This window comes from Pirellulales bacterium, assembly GCA_036490175.1.
Taxonomy (GTDB): Bacteria; Planctomycetota; Planctomycetia; order Pirellulales; family JACPPG01; genus JACPPG01.
This window is the reverse complement of record DASXEJ010000136.1, coordinates 1-17409: the sequence shown is the minus strand read 5'-3', so window position 1 is coordinate 17409 and position 17409 is coordinate 1. Positions and strand designations below refer to the sequence as shown.

Genomic DNA, 17409 nt, shown 5'->3' with positions numbered 1-17409 from the left:
GGCGGTGGAACTAAGCGCGGCCGCGATTCTTTTTCTTGGTTTCTGACGAACCGTTGCCATTTGCCCCGGTCCGTGCCACCGCTCCCCGCGCCGCGGTGGTTGGGGACGCGCCGCCGGCCGGTGCCGTGGACTTGGGGAGTAACTTGCGCTCGGTAATGCCCCACAAGCTGGAGGCGATAAAGTACAGACACAAACCGCTAGCCACTTTAAAGAACATCACGCCCATAAAGATCATCATGTATTGCATCATTTTTTGCTGCATGGCGGCTTGCTCGTCGGCCGCCGGGGGCATGAACATCTTCTGTTGCCAGATGAACAGGCCGATCGTGATGCACGGCAATAGATTGAAATAGGGGCCCAGCCAACCACTCGGCCCGGCCAATACCGCCGGCAAATAGTTGTGCCAATTCCATAGCATGTCAGGCGCGGCCAGGTTCGAGCACCAGCGGATCGATTCGCTGATCAGCGGCGCACCGCGCAGTTCGACGTCAACTGACAACGAACGATAGAGACCGAGGAAAATCGGCAATTGCAGAAAAACAGGTAGACAGCCGGCCAGAGGGTTGTATTTGTGCTTGCGAAACAACTCCTGCTGCGCCTTGCTGCGGGCTTCCATGTTGCCTTTGTATTTCTCCTGAATCCGCTTGATCTCGGGTTGCAACTCCTGCATCTTCTGGGCATTGAGCGCTTGCCGCCGGCTGAGCGGGAACATCATCGAGCGCACCAGCACGGTGAGCATGATGATCGCGATGCCGTAGTTGGGAATGATCCTGTAGAAAAAGTGCAGCACTTCGAGCATCGGTTGCGCTACCCAACCGAACCAGCCGTAGTAGACCAGGTTGCCGAGGCCGTAATGCGCAAGCAGCGCCGGCTTCTTCGGCCCTGAGAAGATCTTGAATGATTGTGCAAACGGCTTGCCTTGCGGAGCGACGGTTTCCACTTTGCTTATCAGGCGGAACGATACGTTCGTGCGGTTGAGCTTGCTACGATCGGCCGGCACATCGCCTACGCGAATCGGCACGGCGCGGCCGTAATTTGTCTCATCGGCAGCGCCATTGTCCGTCTCTTCGGCGCTCGCCGGCAGCAGGGCTACGGCAAAATACTGGGCGTCGACACCGATATACTTCAACCAATCGTCTTGCCAGGTGGGGAGGTCCGTACCCTCGGCGATCGTGTAGGCGCTGACCAACCCATTCTTCTCGCGCCGATTAGCCAGAAACCCGACCACGACGTCGCGCATGCCGGCGCCGCCACGCATGTTCGGACTGATCTTCATCGCATACCAGGCGCCTTCTAGCGGCAAGCCGGTGGGACCATCGAGGCGCCAGGCCAGCTTATGCTCTCTGTCGCCGGTGTTGCGCACCTCGATGGCGAAGTCGAGGTGATATGCCTTGGCCGAAGGATTATCGGCCTCGGCCGGATCGACTTTGCCCAGGCGAAACTTTTTGATCACCGACAGCCCGGCCTCGGCCAGATCATACTGAAACGCGATCTCGTCCGGATCGACGCGCGGCAGCACTTGCCAAGGGGACGTGCGCATCATGATGCCGGGTAACTCTTCGGCATCCTTGGCGATGCGTTCGCCGTCGAGGCTGTCGATCGTTAACAGGAACGACAAGGCGTCGATCCCTTCGGGCCGAATGACTTCCATCGGCCGGCGGCGCAGCGTGCCGTTTAGTTTCCGGCCGTCGACGGCTCCGTCGGGAGTGTGTCGATTGATCGTGAGCGTGAACTCATCGCCCGGTTCGGTCTGTTCGAGTGCTTCTTGAAACTCGATCGGCCCGAGGACCGCATTCCCGTTGAGCTCGGTGATCACGTCGTCGACTTTGAGTCCGGCCTCGTCCGCGGGCGTTCCAGGGCCCACCACGCGCACCAGCGCGCCTTGCTCGTGATTAGGCACTACACCCAGGTCAAGTTGCCCCAAGTAGCCGCTACGGTCTTCCTGATCGAGGTACTGCGGACTGTTGAGCTCGACGCGTTGAACCGCCGCTCCGGCGCTAGTAAAGGTCACGAGCTCGCGGAAACCACTCTTTGGATCAGCCGAACCGAGGGTTAATCGTTGTTCGGGGGACTGCGGGGGAGGAGCCAGAACAGCCGGCTTTTTGGGCTCGGCGCCGACGTCTGCAGCCGCCTTCTCGTCGGCTGGCTCGTCAGCCGCAACTGCGGCGAGTTCGGGCTGCTTGTCAGCGGCACCAGCCGCGGGCTTGTCGGCCAGCTTGGCGTTTTCCTGGGCGGCCTGCTGTGCGGCGGGTGCAGCCTTCTGCTGCCACCAGCGCATCAGCTGCATGTTCACCATCAAGACGACAAAAGCCACCAACAAAAACGTCGTAAATCGCTTATCCATTCCCCGCATCCTTTATCGCCAGTCAGAGCTTGGCGATCGTTATGTGCAATTCGGCAGTCGCTGCCATTTGCGGCCAATAGGGTGGGTGCCGCTCGGCACAATCGTGCGCGTCGCTAACGGCCGTCGCGCAGACGGTCGCCCAGAAAATTGTCCAGCTCCGGCGTCTCGTAGATCTTCGCGATCGTCTTCTCCACCGGATACTCGACGCGCCGGAACGTTACCAGGTCGTCTTCAAGCACTACGTAGCAGGCCCGCGAGTCTCCGTCGCGCGGCTGGCCGACCGAGCCGACGTTGATCATCGTCTTGTCGGACCCTAAATGGTGCTGGTAACCAATCTCATCGGGACTGAGGAAGTTCAAGCTTTGAGTGAACACGCCGGGTACGTGGGTGTGCCCCTGAAAGCAATGATGCTCGATCAACGAGAAGATCTTTTCCATCTTCCGCTGGTTGTAGATGTCTTCGGGGAACACGTATTCGTTGAGCGGGTTGCGGGCCGATCCATGCACGAAAAGGAAGCCGTTCTCACGGCGATTACGCGGCAGCTCGCCGAGAAAATCCCAGCGGCGGGCATTGTCCGTCGGACTTCCCAGCGGCTTTTCCAACTGCTCGCGCGTCCAGAAAATAGCCCGCTCGGCACCCGAGTTGAATCCCTCTGGATCGAAGAGCGCGCCCTGGTCGTGGTTGCCCAAAATGCAGACGTTCAACGTCATTACCAGGTCGATGCACTCACGGGGGTTAGGGCCGTAGCCAATGATGTCCCCCAGGCAGTAGATCTCTTGGATCCCCTGTCCTCGGACGTCGGCCAGCACGGCCTCGAGCGCTTCGAGGTTGCTGTGAATGTCGCTGATCAGGGCACGCTTCACGAGAGCAGACCTTATGTCGCCCAGGCGTCACGCAAATGCGTGCAGCGAGCAGACGAGGAGATTGTCACAAACCAATATCGCAGTGTAAGTTAGCGTTTTGCGATGGTCAAGGCGAGGCATTTTGCCGCGTAAACCGCACAGGCAGCCGCCGGTGGCCGCGGAAAACTGCCCGCCTCGCTCCATTATACGGCAAATAACGCCAGCGGCCGAGGCGGACAGAACATGGCGATGACCACAACCCACTGCAAGCCCGGACGACCCTTGTACGCAGCCGGCACGATTTGAGTGGCGCGCGGCGGCCACACCGCCATTGCCGCTACGGCCCGGCGATGGGTATGGGCCGCGAAATCAGATCGGATGCGATCTTGCAGTTTGGCAATGTTTTTTGGAGGAGCTCGACCTGTTCTTTGCTGACCACTATTCCTTGGATATGAAGTTCGGTGAGACTCTTGAGTCCCAAAAGCGGCGTGAGGTCGGTAACCGCCGTGCGGTCGAGCCAGAGTTCTTGCAAGCCAGTGAGACCGGCGAGCGGCCAGATGGCGCTAACCGGCGTGCCGCTGAAGGACACGGTTCCAAGGTTTTTGAATCCGGCTAGCGGAGTGAGATCGCGGACTTTGGTATCGTCAAAGTGGAGATACCGCAGGCTCGTGAGTCTGGCCAGAGGCGCGAGGTCGCTGATTTGCGTGCCGCTGACGTTCAGGATCTCGAGCGCAGTGAGTGCGCCCAGCGGCGCAAAATCGCTCACCGGCGTACGCGCAAGGCCAACGTTACCCAGCTTCGAAAGCCCGGCCAGCGGTGAAATGTCGACGACCTGACTGCCGTTGAAGTAGAGGGCTTGCAGATTCATTAGACCGGCGAGCGGAGACAGATCGCTAACCGGGGTGTCCTCAAAGCAGACCATGTCCAATTGCTTCGCTTCGCTGAGCGGGGCAAGATCGCGAACCGGACAACCATCGAGAACTAGCGTGGATAGTCGCGGCAGTCTCGCGAGCGGCCGAAGATCGCTGACGCCTGTACGTGCGAGGTCGAGTCTCTCCAGGTCTTTGAAACCTGCAATCGGTGAAATGTCGCTTACTTGGGTATCGTTAAGGAAAACTGCAACCAGGCCAGTGAGGCTGCTGAGCGGCGAGAGGTCGGTCACTCGCGTTTCCTCCAGGCTGAGCATTTCGAGCCTTTTTAGGGCGGCAAGCGTCGAGATGTCGTCCAACGATCGATGCTGATAGGCAAGCACCGCTTCGACTCTCGGTCCACACAAGACTGACAGAACGCGACGCCACCAGGGCGGCGCTATTAGCTTTCCAGACAGGTCAAAATCCGGACGATCGAATCGGCCCACGAACCTAACCACGGTCGACTGGTCGCTCGCTTTTATTTGGTCAACAACTTGCAGCTCGTGCCGGGATTGCGCCCGTTCGTAAGTGATCCAAACCAGGGGGATGCAAAATACGGTCATCAAACCGAAGAGCGAACGCAGGCTATAAGAGAGCCAATGGCGGACGGGCTGCTGCGTCGCGGGAAGCGGTTGGGTCGTGCCGGCCATGCTAGAATATTTTCATCCGGTAGCGTCGATGCTGAAAAAGCATGACGTTCAATTGAAGACAACATTCTAAGGTCCTCCCATTGCGCATCCTAGCAATCGAAACCAGCGGTACGTCAGGCAGTGTTGCCTCATTCGACGCTGGCAGTCTTTTAACCCAGATCGAGCTCGACCCCGCCGGGCGAAGTGCTCGCACCTTGGCCCCTGGTATTCGCGAGTTGCTCCGCCAGGTCGCATGGACGCCACGGGACGTGCAGTTGGTCGCTGTGGCCGTGGGCCCGGGTTCTTTTACAGGGCTGCGCCTAGGAGTCATGACGGCCAAGGCCTTTGCCTATGCTGTAGGGGCGCAGGTCGTGGGCATTGGGACCTTGGAGGCAATCGCCGCCCGCTCGCCGGCCGAGGCACTCCTGGTGGCTACGGCGATTGATGCACAACGTGGCGAAGTCTACGCCGGTTTATTTTCGCGCGACCAAGCAGGCCAACTCATCGCCGCCAGTGATGTGCGAATCGTCGAGTCCGCGACCTGGCTTGCCGGCCTGCCGCCAGGAGTCGTCGTCACGGGCCCGGCGCTCGTGAAATTCGCAGAGCAAGTGCCGCCGCAAGCCACGGTTGCCCCGCATTCTTGTTGGTCGCCTGATGCTGCCGCGGTTGGTCGGCTGGCGGCCGCGCGCATTCAGCGTGGCATGGCGGACGACCTTTGGTCGCTGGCACCGCTCTATCTGAGGCGCAGTGCGGCGGAAGAAAAGTTGGAAGCTCGTTCGACCTGAACCACGGGACCGTAAGAATCGCAGGCGGGCCCCGCGCAATTCGGTTCCCGAGTGCCGTTACATCCGTGCCGCCGCGGTTTTTCGGCAGAAACCGCAATTCTCGCGCACGTAAGCGGCATCTCACGGCGCGGCCGATTAGGATACGGACAGACACCGTTAGCTTGGTTTGGTCCCAGGCATCGGTTCGCTGGAGAAACTCGGTCAATGCCTTTGATGCTACGAACGATAATCGGTCTCGTTGTCGTGTTGGCGAGCGCGGTGCCCGCTCGAGCATTGATCATCTTGCCCAAGTTCGACCCTACGGTGACGGCGCTTCCCTATGCGAGTCAGGTCGAGACGGCGACCAATTACGCGATTCAACAGTTCGAGAACCTGTACTCCGATCCGATCACGATCAACGTCACAATTGCCGCCGCTGCTCTGCCGTCGCCGGTTTTGGGGCAAGCAAACGATATTTTTTTGGGACCTTTCAACTATACCCAGGTGCGCAATGCTCTCATCAAGAGTGCGACGACTGCGAACGATGCCACATCGATTGCCAGTCTGAGCGCCGCGGACCCAACCGGCGGCAGCACGATGTTCATCCCCAGAGCCGAAGCCCAAGCGTTAGGATTCCTTGGTGCCAATGATCCCTACAATACCGGCACGTTTACGTTCAGCACGGTTCAGAGTTTTACGTTTGATCCCAACAATCGTGCCGTCCCCGGCGAGTACGACTTCGTAGGAATTGCGATGCACGAGATTTCCCACATCCTGGGACGCATCGCTGCGGTTTCCCCGCCCACTTACATCGATGTGGCAGACCTATTTCGCTACACCGCGCCCGGTGTGCGTGGACTCAGCAGCGTCGATACAAGCGTATACTTTTCGATTAATGGCGGCATCACGAACTTGAAATATTTCGATGACTCGTTCGATCGCGGCGACTGGGCCAAAAACCAGGGACCGGATTCGTTCAACGCTTTCTCCAACTCCGGCGTGGTGAATGGTCTGACGACGGTCGATACGACCTATCTCGACGTGCTCGGTTACCATCTGGTGCCCGAGCCCACGAGCGGCACGTTGTTGGCGGGGATGATGGTCGGCTTGTTCTTGCTATACCCGAGCGCGCAACGGCTGCGTGCATTGAACTGCGCAAATCGAAAACGATCGGCAAACTGAGTGGCTTTAAGCCAATTTTGCCAACATGGGCAGGATTTGCTTTGCGGCGCCAACGGTGGTTTCGATATCCTGTTCGCTATGCGCGGCCGAGATGAACAGCGCCTCATATTGGCTGCACGGCATATAGACGCCGCGCTCAATGAGATCCCAAAACCAACGGGCGAAACGCTGCGTATTCGATCGGCTGGCACCGTCCCAATCCGCGACCGGCTGAGCGTTGAAGAACAGCGTCATCATGCTTCCCACGCGCGTGATCGAATGCTCAATGCCGGCATGCTTAGCAGCTGCCGCAAAACCCGCCTGCAATTGGCTGCCGAGCTGTTCCAGCCGGCCATAGGGCGGGTCGTCTCGCAAGCATTTGAGCGTGGCGATGCCGGCGGCAACCGCCAGCGGATTGCCACTGAGCGTGCCAGCCTGAAATACGGGTCCGGCGGGCAGAATGCGATCCATGATATCGGCCCGGCCTCCATAGGCGCCTACGGGCAACCCGCCCCCGACGATCTTACCGAGAGTCGTCAAATCGGGTGTGATTTCGAAGATCGATTGCGCTCCGCCGTACGCCACTCGGAACCCGGTCATGACCTCGTCGAAGATCAGCAGCGCACCGGCAATACTGGTCAGCCGCCGCAGCACCGTCAGAAACTCGGAAGTAGGAATGACGCAACCCATATTGCCTACGACTGGCTCGAGAATTACGCCCGCCACGCGCAAACCGTGTTCGGCAAACGCGCGCTCAAGTCCTGCGACGTCGTTGTAGGCCAACACCAGCGTGTCGCGCGTCGTGCCCGCCGTCACTCCCGGCGAGTTGGGAACGCCCAACGTCGCGGCGGCACTGCCGGCGGCCACCAGCAAGCTGTCAACGTGGCCATGATAGTTGCCGGCAAATTTGATGATGACATCTCGACCTGTGAAGCCGCGCGCCAAACGGATCGCGCTCATTGTTGCTTCCGTGCCCGAGCTCACCAGACGGACCTTCTCGACCGAAGGCACGGCGTCGATAATCAGTTGAGCAAGTTCGTTTTCGGCCAATGTCGGAGCACCGAAGCTGGTTCCGCGATGGATCGTCTCCTCCAGCGCCGCGACCACCGGAGGATAGCAGTGTCCCAGGATCATCGGACCCCAGGAGCCGACGTAATCGATGAATCGCTGGCCGTCGATGTCATATAGATAAGCCCCTTTGCCGCGCTCGAAGAAAATGGGCTCACCTCCGACTCCGCCGAAGGCGCGGGCTGGGCTGTTCACGCCGCCGGGAATAAGCTGCTTTGCCCGGGCAAATGCGGCCTGGCTCTTCTCACGCGTCACGGCAAGATCTCCGAGAAATAGCAGGGATGCTGCGGTGTGGAACGATTACCGCTCGGCCCAGAATGCACCAGGAACTCGCGACAAAAAGGATGCCGCGGTTCACAGATCATGCGGCAATGGTCACGTCGTCGCCAGCCAATGGGCCACGTCCTTGGCCCAATACGTAAGAATTATATCCGCGCCGGCGCGATGCATGGCTGTGAGCGATTCAATCACGACGGCTCGCTCGTCGATCCAACCGCGTGCTGCGGCCGCTTTGACCATGCTGTACTCGCCCGATACGTTGTACGCAGCCAGCGGGACTCCCGGAAATCGATCGCGCACGCTCCGCAAGATGTCGAGATACGCGAGTGCCGGCTTGACCATGACTATGTCGGCCCCTTCGGCCAAGTCGAGGTCGACCTCACGCAAAGCCTGGCCTGGATCGGTAGCCGGATCCATCTGGTAGCTGCGGCGGTCTCCGAAGGCCGGTGCGCTTTCAGCCGCCTCGCGGAAGGGGCCATAAAACGCGCTGGCAAATTTGGCGGCATAGCTCATGATCGGCAGATGTGAGTGGCCACTCTCGTCGAGCGCCCGGCGGATGGCCCCGACCATGCCGTCCATCATGCCGCTGGGTGCGATCACGTCTGCACCCGCGCGGGCGTGGGTAATCGCCTGGCGTGCGAGAAGTCCGAGGGTGGCGTCGTTATCGACGTCTGTCCGACCAGCCACCTGGCCTACGACCCCGCAGTGACCGTGATCCGTGTACTCGCAAAAACAAACGTCGGTGATCACCAGCAAGTCAGGCGTTGCTCGTTTCAGAGCCCGCACCGCCTGCGGCACAATCCCCTCGTCGCTATAGGCGTCTTTGCCGAGCGGATCTTTTTCGGCAGGGATACCGAACAAGATCACACCCGAGATTCCAGCAGCGGCCAATTCCGCCGCTTCACGCGACACCTCATCGACCGACAATTGGAAAATGCCAGGCATGGCGTCGATGGCCTGTCGCACGCCTCGCCCAGGTCGCACGAACAACGGTTGGATCAAGCGATTTGTTTCGACGCGCGTGGCCCGAATCATCTCGCGCAGGCGCGGATGTTGTCGCAGACGTCGCAAGCGCGTGGTGGGAAAACCAGTTTGAAAAGAGCGCGGTGCGTTCATTATGGCGTCGAATCACGAATTAGAAGAAGTCCGCTTATTGGACCGAAGAAGCTTCCGCCGCCGTGCGCGCCGCTAAGCCAGCCGTGGCGCGATCGACGGCCCGCGCCGCCCAGGGTTTGTCGCCGTAAAGTTTCACCACGGCTTCGCGAATGGCGCGAGCGGCCGTAGGATCGGTCTGTTGCAGTTGGTCGGCGGTATCCAATCGCTGTGTCAGCACTTGCAGCACCTCGCTGGATTGTTGTTGGATCCGACCACGCAGCAATTCCCATTGTTTGCGTGCCAGTCGCAGAGTTTCTTGGTCTGAAACGTCGAGGCTTTGTGTCCCGTCGTACAAAGCGACGATGGCCTGCAATCGCTGTTCGGCCACTTCGGGATTCAACCGAGCGTGGCTCATCGCCTCCAGATAGGCGCGCTCCAGAGGCGAGGCAGAATCGACATTCGCGGCAGACCTCGCCCGCCACTCCGCCCGCCGCCCGGCGATATACAGCTCGACCTCGTCCTGATATTGGCGCACTTCCGCGGCGCGAGAATCGTTCGGATAGTGCTGCAAAAAAGCCTTGATTTCTCCATCGACAGACTGCAGCGTGGATATCTCGCCCGTCCTGGCCGCCTGCGCGACGCGCGCGTACAAACGGTCTGCCGAGGCCGGCTGCATGAGATACCAGGTGCCGAGGCCCAACAAAGCTCCGGCGCCGAGTAGTACCGCGGTCTGCAAACCACGCCAGTGCGACGGCTCTTCGACGGTAGCCTCGCGTCGCCGATGTTCCTCTTCCGAGACTTTCACAAAACTTGCGGCAGGCTCTTCCGGCGGGACCTCGGGCAGCTTGTCCGCGATCTTCTTTTCTGCGGCCGTCGACGACACCAGGTCGATCGTTACGCCGAGCGCGCGTTCGCGCCGTATGGCGGCGGTGACTTCGTGCGGCGAGACGGGCGCCGCTAGTTCGTATTGCTCGGGCGAAATGTTGGCCGATCCTGGCTTGAGCGGCGCGGGCGGCGGACCTGGGGCCGTCATGGTGGCGCTGGACACGCTGACGTCCGGAGGGATGTCCGCGGCCTGCGTGGGGGCTGATAAGATCGGATCAATGCGCTGCGACAGCCCATGACGCATCGCTTCCAATCGCCGCGACAGCACCATCGCCGTGGCGATGCGCTGTTCGGGATCCTTCACCAGCAAATCGGCCACAATGAACTGCAACTCTTCGGGCACATCCGGGGCATAGCGGCGCACCGGATCGGGTTCGGCATAGCGCTGTAATTGCAGCATCTCGACCAGTGTGGCGGCCTTGAACGGGGGCCGCCCGGCCAACAGCGTGTACATGACGCCACCCAAGCTGTACAGATCGCAGCGGGGAGTGATCGGCCGGCCATCGGTCTGCTCAGGTGCCATGTATTCAGCCGTCCCTAGCACTCCTCCCACGGCCGTCATGCCAGCCGATCCAAACAGCTTGGCAATGCCGAAATCCGAGAGCTTGATTTGTCCTTCCGGCGTCAGCAGTAAATTAGCGGGTTTGATGTCGCGGTGGATGACGCCACGATCATGGGCATGTTTCAGTGCTCGACAAGTCTGAACGGCGAAGTCGGTCACCTCGCGCCACGCGAAGCGACGGCCGGTTTGCAACTCGTCCTCGAGACTTCGCCCGTCCACAAGTTCCATCGAATAGTACAAGTACTCTTCTTGCTCACCGAACCCGAAAAGCCGCACGATGTTTGGATGGCGGAGCTTGCGCAGGGTCTCGATCTCGGCTTTGAAGCGATCGCGAAAGCCATCGTCATGTGCCAGCGTCGCCGAGAGAAGCTTGATGGCGGCGAGCTCGCCCGTTTCGATGAGCGTGGCCTCGAAGACGGTCCCCATGCCGCCACGCCCGAGCTTGCGGCCAATCCGGTATGGTCCGAGTTGCTCGATTTGCATTTGGCGACCACGACGAGCGGTAAGGAGTGAGCGGGGAGGCGGCCGGATTGTTACCGCAAACAGGTCCATCGACAGCGAAAATCACCCTCTTGCTAATCTAGCCCCGATCGCCGGACGAGGCCAGCCGCCGATCCCCTTAGGCCCCTGGTTTGACGACCCTGGACAGAGTCCTTGCGAGTTTGCGGCCACAGTCGGATAATCGCCACGTCTTGCCGGCGAGCCGCGCTTGTTTTCGTGTGTGCGGCCAGTGCCCTGCGGCCGCAAGGCTGCCGTGGCACTTTGACACGACAGAACCTGCTCACGTTACCCATTCGGACAAGGACATTCCCACGTGGCCAACGAATATCTGACGCTCGCACGCAACGAAAATCAGGCCCGGGGCATTGCCCAATACGCGATTGATTTCCTGGCCGGCCGGTCTGTGGGGCCTGCGGATTCGGTCTATCGCATGGTCGAACGGTTTCATCTCGACAGCATCGCGTGCGGAGTCTCGGCGCTGGCCTGCGGTGCGAATGCCCCCACCGTGCTCAGGCGCGAAGCACTGGAATACACTTGTCCGGACCCGCACCTGGGTGTGCCCTGCTTCGGCTCGACCGAGCGCGTCATGCCGGAGAAGGCGGTGTTGGCCAATAGTTCGGCAGTACGCGAGTGGGACGCCAATGGCACCAACTTCGGCTTTAATCCGGCCCGTGGTTACACCAAGGGCGAATTCGGTCACAACGATTTTTATCCGGTTGCCGTGGCAGGTGCCCAGTTGCGAGGGCTCGATGGCCGGCAAACGCTAAGGGCCATGATTGCGATCGACGAGATTCGCGGACGATTGGCCGAGGTCTTTGCCCTCAAGAATTACAAGATCGACCACGTCGTACACGGTGCCATCGCCTCGGCCGCGGTCTATGGGGCCATCCTGGGCGCGAATGTCGACCAGATCGAATCGGCCATCGGGCTGGTAGTGGCCCATTACATTCCCTTCCGTGCGATCCGCGCCGGGCACCAATTGTCTGATTCGAAGGGAGCATCGGCCGCTATCAGCACCGAAGCTGCCATCCTCTCGATGCGCCGCGCGATGCGCGGATTTGTCGGGCCAGCGGATATCTTCCGGAATCCGGAGGGCATTTTCTGCCTGTTTGAAAAGCCGTCGACGCGTCATACAAGTCCCTTCGACCTGACGCTCAGCACCTCGGGTGACGATTTCGCGGTGATGGGGATGCACTTCAAGCTCGGGCTGTACGAGCATCAGTCAGCTGGCGCCATTCAGGGTGTCATGGATTTGCTGGCGAAGCACCCGCAAATCTTGGCCGACGAAAGTCAGCTCAAACGTGTGCGCATCGCGATCTATGAGCCGGCATTCCATATCATCGGCGACCCAGCCAAGCGAGATCCACATACCAGACAAAGCGCCGACCACTCGATGGTCTATATCATCGCGACGCTGTTGCGGAAGGCCTTCGAGCAGCGGCGTTCGGGCTGGCAAGAGTTGATGCTGGTGCCGGAGGACTACAACCAGCAAAGCTTGTTTCATCCGTTGACCCGCGGAATCATGCAGCGTATCGAGTTCGCGCACGGCGGCTCCGAATACGACGCCAAATACCCGGACGGCATTCCTACATCACTGGAAATCGAGCATGCGACCTTGGGCCGCCTGTCGAGCGGCTTGGTTATGTATCCCCAAGGACATGCGCGCAATTCCGGCGGGCAGCTGGACCAATTGCTTGCCCATAAATTCCGACTGCTCGCCGGACTTGGCGTGCGCGACGTCGACCAACTCTACAAGAGGTTTACAGCTCTGACCGAGAAATCTGCCAGCGATATCGCGCAGCTGTACGATTTTGAAATACTTGAGCGCGGCGGATTTTAAACGTAGTGCGTGCTCGCGCCGCTTTGTGTAACGCACTGCGGGCAACGCGACCCGTTCGATCCTGTAGAATCCGCGATCGCTGGAGCGCGACAGAGCGAAGATCATCGCTCAGGCCAGGATCGTCGGTATCACTTCACCATGTACGTTCGTCAGGCGGCGGCGAATGCCATTGTGGTAAAACGTCAGCCGCTCGTGATCGATGCCCAACAGGTGTAGCACTGTGGCGTGGAAGTCGTTCCAGTGCACGCGGTTCTCCACAGCCTTGTAGCCGAACTCATCCGTGCGACCATAAGAAGTGCCAGGCCGTAATCCTGCGCCGGCCATCCAAACCGAGAACCCATATTGATTGTGATCGCGCCCTTTTCCGATAATGTCGGCAGCGGACTGCGTGAAAGGGGTTCGCCCGAACTCCGTGGTAAAGAGCACCAGCGTGTCGTCCAGCATGCCACGTTGCCGCAAGTCGCGCAGCAAACCGGCCACGGGCCGATCGATGCGTGGCGCCTCCTGGCCGTGATTAGCGACCATGTCTTCGTGACCGTCCCAGTTGATGCGAGGGTTCCCGAACGACCCGCCGGAAAAGAGTTGCACGAATCGCACGCCGCGTTCGAGTAGTCTCCTTGCCAGTAAGCAACCTCGCCCGAAATCGGCAGACTCCGCACGATCGAGCCCGTACAACGTGTGTGTGGCCGCGGTCTCGCCGTCGAGCGTCGTAACCTCGGGAACGGCGAGTTGCATTTTTGCCGCCAACTCGTAGCTTCGCACCCGGGCAGATAGGGCGTCGTCGGCGCCGCGTTGTTCGAGATGCCTGCGGTTCATGGCATTCAACAGGTCGCGCGTTGCCCGTTCATGCGCGCTGTCGATGGGTTGCGCCGGCGTGAGATCGTCGATTGCGGTGCCCGTGCTGCGGAACACGACACCTTGGTGCCGCGCAGGCAAGAAACCATTGGTCCAATTGATCGTGCCGCCGGCCGGCATGCCACGCACGTCGGGAATAACGACGAACGAGGGGAGATCATCCGTCTCGGCCCCCAAGCCGTATGACAGCCAGGAACCGAGCACAGGAAATCCGTTCAGGCGAAAGCCGCTGTTCTCTTGAAATGTGGCGGGCGTGTGGTTCGACGTTTCGGCGTACATCGAATTGATGATCGTCAGCTCGTCGGCCATCTCGGCAATGCACGGAAACAGCTCCGAGACCCACAGCCCACTGCGCCCTCGCTGGGCGAAATCCCAGTCGTTCTTGCGCAGCAGGCCAACCTGGCCAAAAAACACGTCCGGCTTCTCGTCGGCAGGCAACGGCTGACCGTGATACTTGGCGAGCGCTGGTTTGTAATCGAACGAATCGACATGGCTCAGCGCGCCGCATAGACAGATATGGATTACGCGTTGGGCCCGAGGGGCACGGTGCGGCGGCAGATCGTCAGCCTCGCCGGGCACCGGCGCGGCCGAGGCGTAGCCACCGCGCGCGAGCAAGTTGGTCAAGGCCACTCCCCCCAGGCCTGACGCCACCCACGACAAAAACCCGCGCCGATCGACCGGCGGCAGTGCCATGTCGATGGTAAGTCGTTCGTTAGAGCGCGCCTTTACAGGACGCGTGATGTAATGATGATCAATCGACATACAAGAATTCATTACTGTTGAAGATCGCCCGGGTCAGCGAGGGCAACCCAAATTCGCTGACCACGCGGCGGGCGGTGGCGAGTTCGTCGTCAGCCGGCGAGCGCGCGCAGGCCAACTGGTAGGCCAGGTGGACCTGCCGATCGACTTCCGCGCCAGCCTCGCGCTCGAGGCGGCAGGCGAACGCGTCTGCCATCCGCAATACAAACGAGTTGTTGAGCAAGACCAAGGCTTGCAGCGGAGTGGTTGTCAGCGCGCGGCGCGGCGCCGTAGTCGAGGGATCGGGGCAATCGAACGCATCCAGCAGCCCGTTGCGACCGCCCCGCGTCCAAGTGCGGTAGACGCTGCGGCGGTTATATTCCGGGCCGATCGGGTCGGCGGGCAGATAGGTGTACGTGCCTGATCTCAACACCACTTTGTAATCTGCAAACCCGGCGCCGCCGCGGGCCGGATTCAGTTCGCCGGCAACCGCCAAGGTGGCGTCGCGCACCGCTTCGGCTTCCAAACGCTGCGGCCGCTTGCGCCACAGCAGTCTATTCTCGGCATCTTGCCGCACCGCCGCGACATCGTACGTCGACGCCTGGCGATACGTCGCTGACAACACGATGGTGCGATGCAATTGCTTCAAGCTGAATCCGTCGGCCACAAACTTTGCCGCTAGCCAATCCAGCAGCTCAGGATGGGTTGGACGTCCACCGTTGAAACCGAAATCGTTCGGTGTATCAACCAGTCCCATGCCGAAATGGTAATGCCAGACGCGGTTAACAATCACACGCGCGAAGAGCGGATTTTGCGGGCTCGTGATCCAGTGTGCCAGTGCTGCTCTTCGCTGCGCTTCGGGCGCATCGGCCGACAAGCTGAAATTGGCGTCCGAGCCCGCGAGCGCAGCGATTCCCCCCGGAGTAACCTCGGTGCCTTGCTGACGAATGTCGCCGCGCACCAGCAGATGAGCCGGTTCGGGCTGCCGTGGCGCAACCGCATAGCACTTTACACTCGGCGGCAAGCTCGTTGCGGCACGTAACTGGCCGATTTCTTTGTTCCAGGTCCGACGTTGAGACAATGCGTCAGGTGAGAGCCGCGCGAGGATCGCGGATTCGGCGACAAAGTTCGAATTCGATGCCGCTGAAGTGGCCACTTCCTCAGCCGTTAACGCTCGTTCGTAAAGCGCGGCGCGCGCTATCTTGCCGGCGAGCATCCTATTACCACCCGGCGGTCCGTGACGCATGCCGATCACCACTTGCGATTCGCCCGCTTTATAGGTTACGGGCCCGGCGGTGGAGTAGGGCTTGCCGTACGGCACTCCGTTGCGGTAAGCGGTGACGGTTCCATCCTCGGCATAGACGATGGCAATGTGAACAAATTCCTTGTCAGCAATGGTTTCAGCCGGACCGCCAAACGGTTGCGATCGCAAGAAATTATTGCTGCCAGCCATCCAGCGGTCCGGCTCGCGCTCGCCGAAGACGATTGCGTCGAAGACCGATCCGTCTAATTTCTGGACCGCCACTACGCCGCCGCCTGCTTGTTGCAGATGGGACAACCTCAGCCATACTTCGAGCGTTTTGGCGCCCAGGTCTTTGCTCAACGGAATGGTACTCACGTAGCTCTCGGCTCCATCCAACATCAGGCCACCATCAACCACTGCCGCCGCACCATGCGTGGTGCCGTGTAGGAAGCCAATCTTGTCGCGCGTGTCCACCGAGAAATCCCATGACGACAATGGCGTCGGCGCATGGCGTGTCACGGTGCTCGAGGCCTCCCGCTCCTGCAGAATTTCTGCGCGGGCCGGCTCGTCGATCGCGACGATCTGCTCGGTCAATTGGGCGATGCGGCCTAACGCGTCGGCCGACTGCAGCGCAAATAGCGATTTTTCAGCAGATGACGTGACGTCACGTTCGCCATGTCGTACGCCCCCCAACGCCGATGTGAGCCGGTAGTATTCGCTCTGTCGAACGGCATCGAACTTGTGATCATGGCAGCGTGCGCAGTTGACCGTCAGAGCAAGAAAAGTTTGGCACGTCGTGCCGACCAGATCTTCCAGCTCATCCTGGCGAACGACGGCCTTCATGGCGGCGCTTTGCTGATTCTGGCCCGCGGTGTCGTAGGCTCCTGCCGTGAGAAAGCCCGTGGCCTTGATCGCGTCCGGGTCGCCGGGCAGCAACACATCGCCGGCCAATTGCTGGCGCGCGAACTCATCGAAGGGTAGATCGCGATTCAGTGCGTCAATCACCCAATCGCGATAGGGCCATGCATTGCGACGTGGCTCGTCATACTCGAAACCGTTGCTTTCACCGAATCGCGCCAAATCGAGCCAGTGCCGCGCCCACCGCTCGCCATATTGCGGCGAGGCGAGCAATCGGTCTACCAGCCGTTTGTAGGCTTGCGGATCTTGGTCGGCAACAAATGCGGCGACATCGTTTGGCACAGGGGGCAAACCTGTGAGATCGAACGACAGCCGGCGTATCAAGGTACGTCGATCGGCCTCGGGCGAAGGTTTGAGCCCCGCGCCTTCGAGCCGGGCTAGCACGAATCGATCGAGCGGACCCCGCGGCCAAGACTGTTCATGCACGGCAGGAGGCTCGGTCGGACGGACCGGCTGCAATGACCACCAGTCATATCCACCGCGTACATCGCTCGTATAACGAAAGCGATCGATCGGATTGGTGCCCCACGCAGCTCCGGCCTCGATCCAGCCGCGGAGCAGTTCTTTTTCCGCAGCGGCGAGCGGCTTCTTGGGGGGCATTTCGTCGTCGCGGACGCGCTGCCACAGGTAGCTTTCGTCTGGTTGGCTGGCGACGATTGCTGCTCCGGCGGTCCCTCCGGCCACCGCTGTCGCCGCCTGGGTCAGGTCGAGTTCCCCCTTTTTGTCAGTCGCGTTATGGCAACCCAAACAACGGGCAGCCAAAAGCGGCGCGAT

Annotated in this window: 11 protein-coding genes; 3 read left to right on the top strand and 8 right to left on the bottom strand. The window is 60.5% G+C overall.

Features of this window, described 5'->3' with window-relative positions; genetic code table 11:
- Window positions 1-10 precede the first annotated feature (10 nt).
- From VGG64_10265 to VGG64_10255, 3 genes are all read right to left on the bottom strand, one after another.
- Window positions 11-2344 carry a YidC/Oxa1 family insertase periplasmic-domain containing protein gene (locus VGG64_10265; protein ID HEY1599977.1) on the bottom strand — a complete coding sequence of 778 codons (2334 nt, stop codon included), beginning with the start codon at window positions 2342-2344 and terminating at the stop codon, window positions 11-13.
- Window positions 2345-2457: 113 nt separating this feature from the next.
- The gene (locus tag VGG64_10260; protein ID HEY1599976.1) at window positions 2458-3207 is read right to left on the bottom strand and encodes a metallophosphoesterase family protein; all 750 of its coding nucleotides are present in this window, start codon (window positions 3205-3207) and stop codon (window positions 2458-2460) included.
- A 316-nt stretch (window positions 3208-3523) separates the two neighbouring features.
- Complete coding sequence (locus VGG64_10255; GenBank protein ID HEY1599975.1) at window positions 3524-4414, bottom strand: leucine-rich repeat domain-containing protein; 891 nt, start codon at window positions 4412-4414, stop codon at window positions 3524-3526.
- A 413-nt stretch (window positions 4415-4827) separates the two neighbouring features.
- Here VGG64_10255 and tsaB point away from each other — a divergent pair, with 413 nt between their 5' ends.
- Window positions 4828-5511 carry a tRNA (adenosine(37)-N6)-threonylcarbamoyltransferase complex dimerization subunit type 1 TsaB gene (gene tsaB / locus VGG64_10250; protein HEY1599974.1) on the top strand — a complete coding sequence of 228 codons (684 nt, stop codon included), beginning with the start codon at window positions 4828-4830 and terminating at the stop codon, window positions 5509-5511.
- Between the two features lie 213 nt (window positions 5512-5724).
- Entirely contained in the window at window positions 5725-6672 is a 948-nt protein-coding gene (locus tag VGG64_10245; GenBank protein HEY1599973.1) for an NF038122 family metalloprotease, read from the top strand.
- A 6-nt stretch (window positions 6673-6678) separates the two neighbouring features.
- On the opposite strand, the gene hemL is transcribed toward VGG64_10245, so the two are convergent.
- The 3 genes from hemL to VGG64_10230 form a co-directional block, all read right to left on the bottom strand.
- Window positions 6679-7974, bottom strand: coding sequence for a glutamate-1-semialdehyde 2,1-aminomutase (gene hemL, locus VGG64_10240; GenBank protein HEY1599972.1), 1296 nt, complete (start codon window positions 7972-7974; stop codon window positions 6679-6681).
- Between the two features lie 120 nt (window positions 7975-8094).
- Complete coding sequence (gene hemB, locus VGG64_10235; protein ID HEY1599971.1) at window positions 8095-9114, bottom strand: porphobilinogen synthase; 1020 nt, start codon at window positions 9112-9114, stop codon at window positions 8095-8097.
- 34 nt (window positions 9115-9148) lie between these two features.
- Window positions 9149-11023, bottom strand: a complete 1875-nt coding sequence (locus VGG64_10230; protein ID HEY1599970.1) for a serine/threonine-protein kinase — start codon at window positions 11021-11023, stop codon at window positions 9149-9151.
- A 331-nt stretch (window positions 11024-11354) separates the two neighbouring features.
- On the opposite strand from VGG64_10230, the gene VGG64_10225 reads away from it, so the two are divergent.
- Window positions 11355-12881: an MmgE/PrpD family protein gene (locus VGG64_10225; protein ID HEY1599969.1), complete on the top strand. Its 1527-nt coding sequence runs from the start codon at window positions 11355-11357 to the stop codon at window positions 12879-12881.
- 108 nt (window positions 12882-12989) lie between these two features.
- Here the strand turns inward: VGG64_10225 and VGG64_10220 are convergent, their stop codons facing one another.
- Together VGG64_10220 and VGG64_10215 are read right to left on the bottom strand one after the other, a co-directional pair.
- Entirely contained in the window at window positions 12990-14498 is a 1509-nt protein-coding gene (locus VGG64_10220; protein HEY1599968.1) for a DUF1501 domain-containing protein, read from the bottom strand.
- A partial coding sequence (locus VGG64_10215; GenBank protein HEY1599967.1) for a DUF1553 domain-containing protein occupies window positions 14488-17409 on the bottom strand: 2922 nt, incomplete at its 5' end. The genes VGG64_10220 and VGG64_10215, both read right to left, overlap by 11 nt.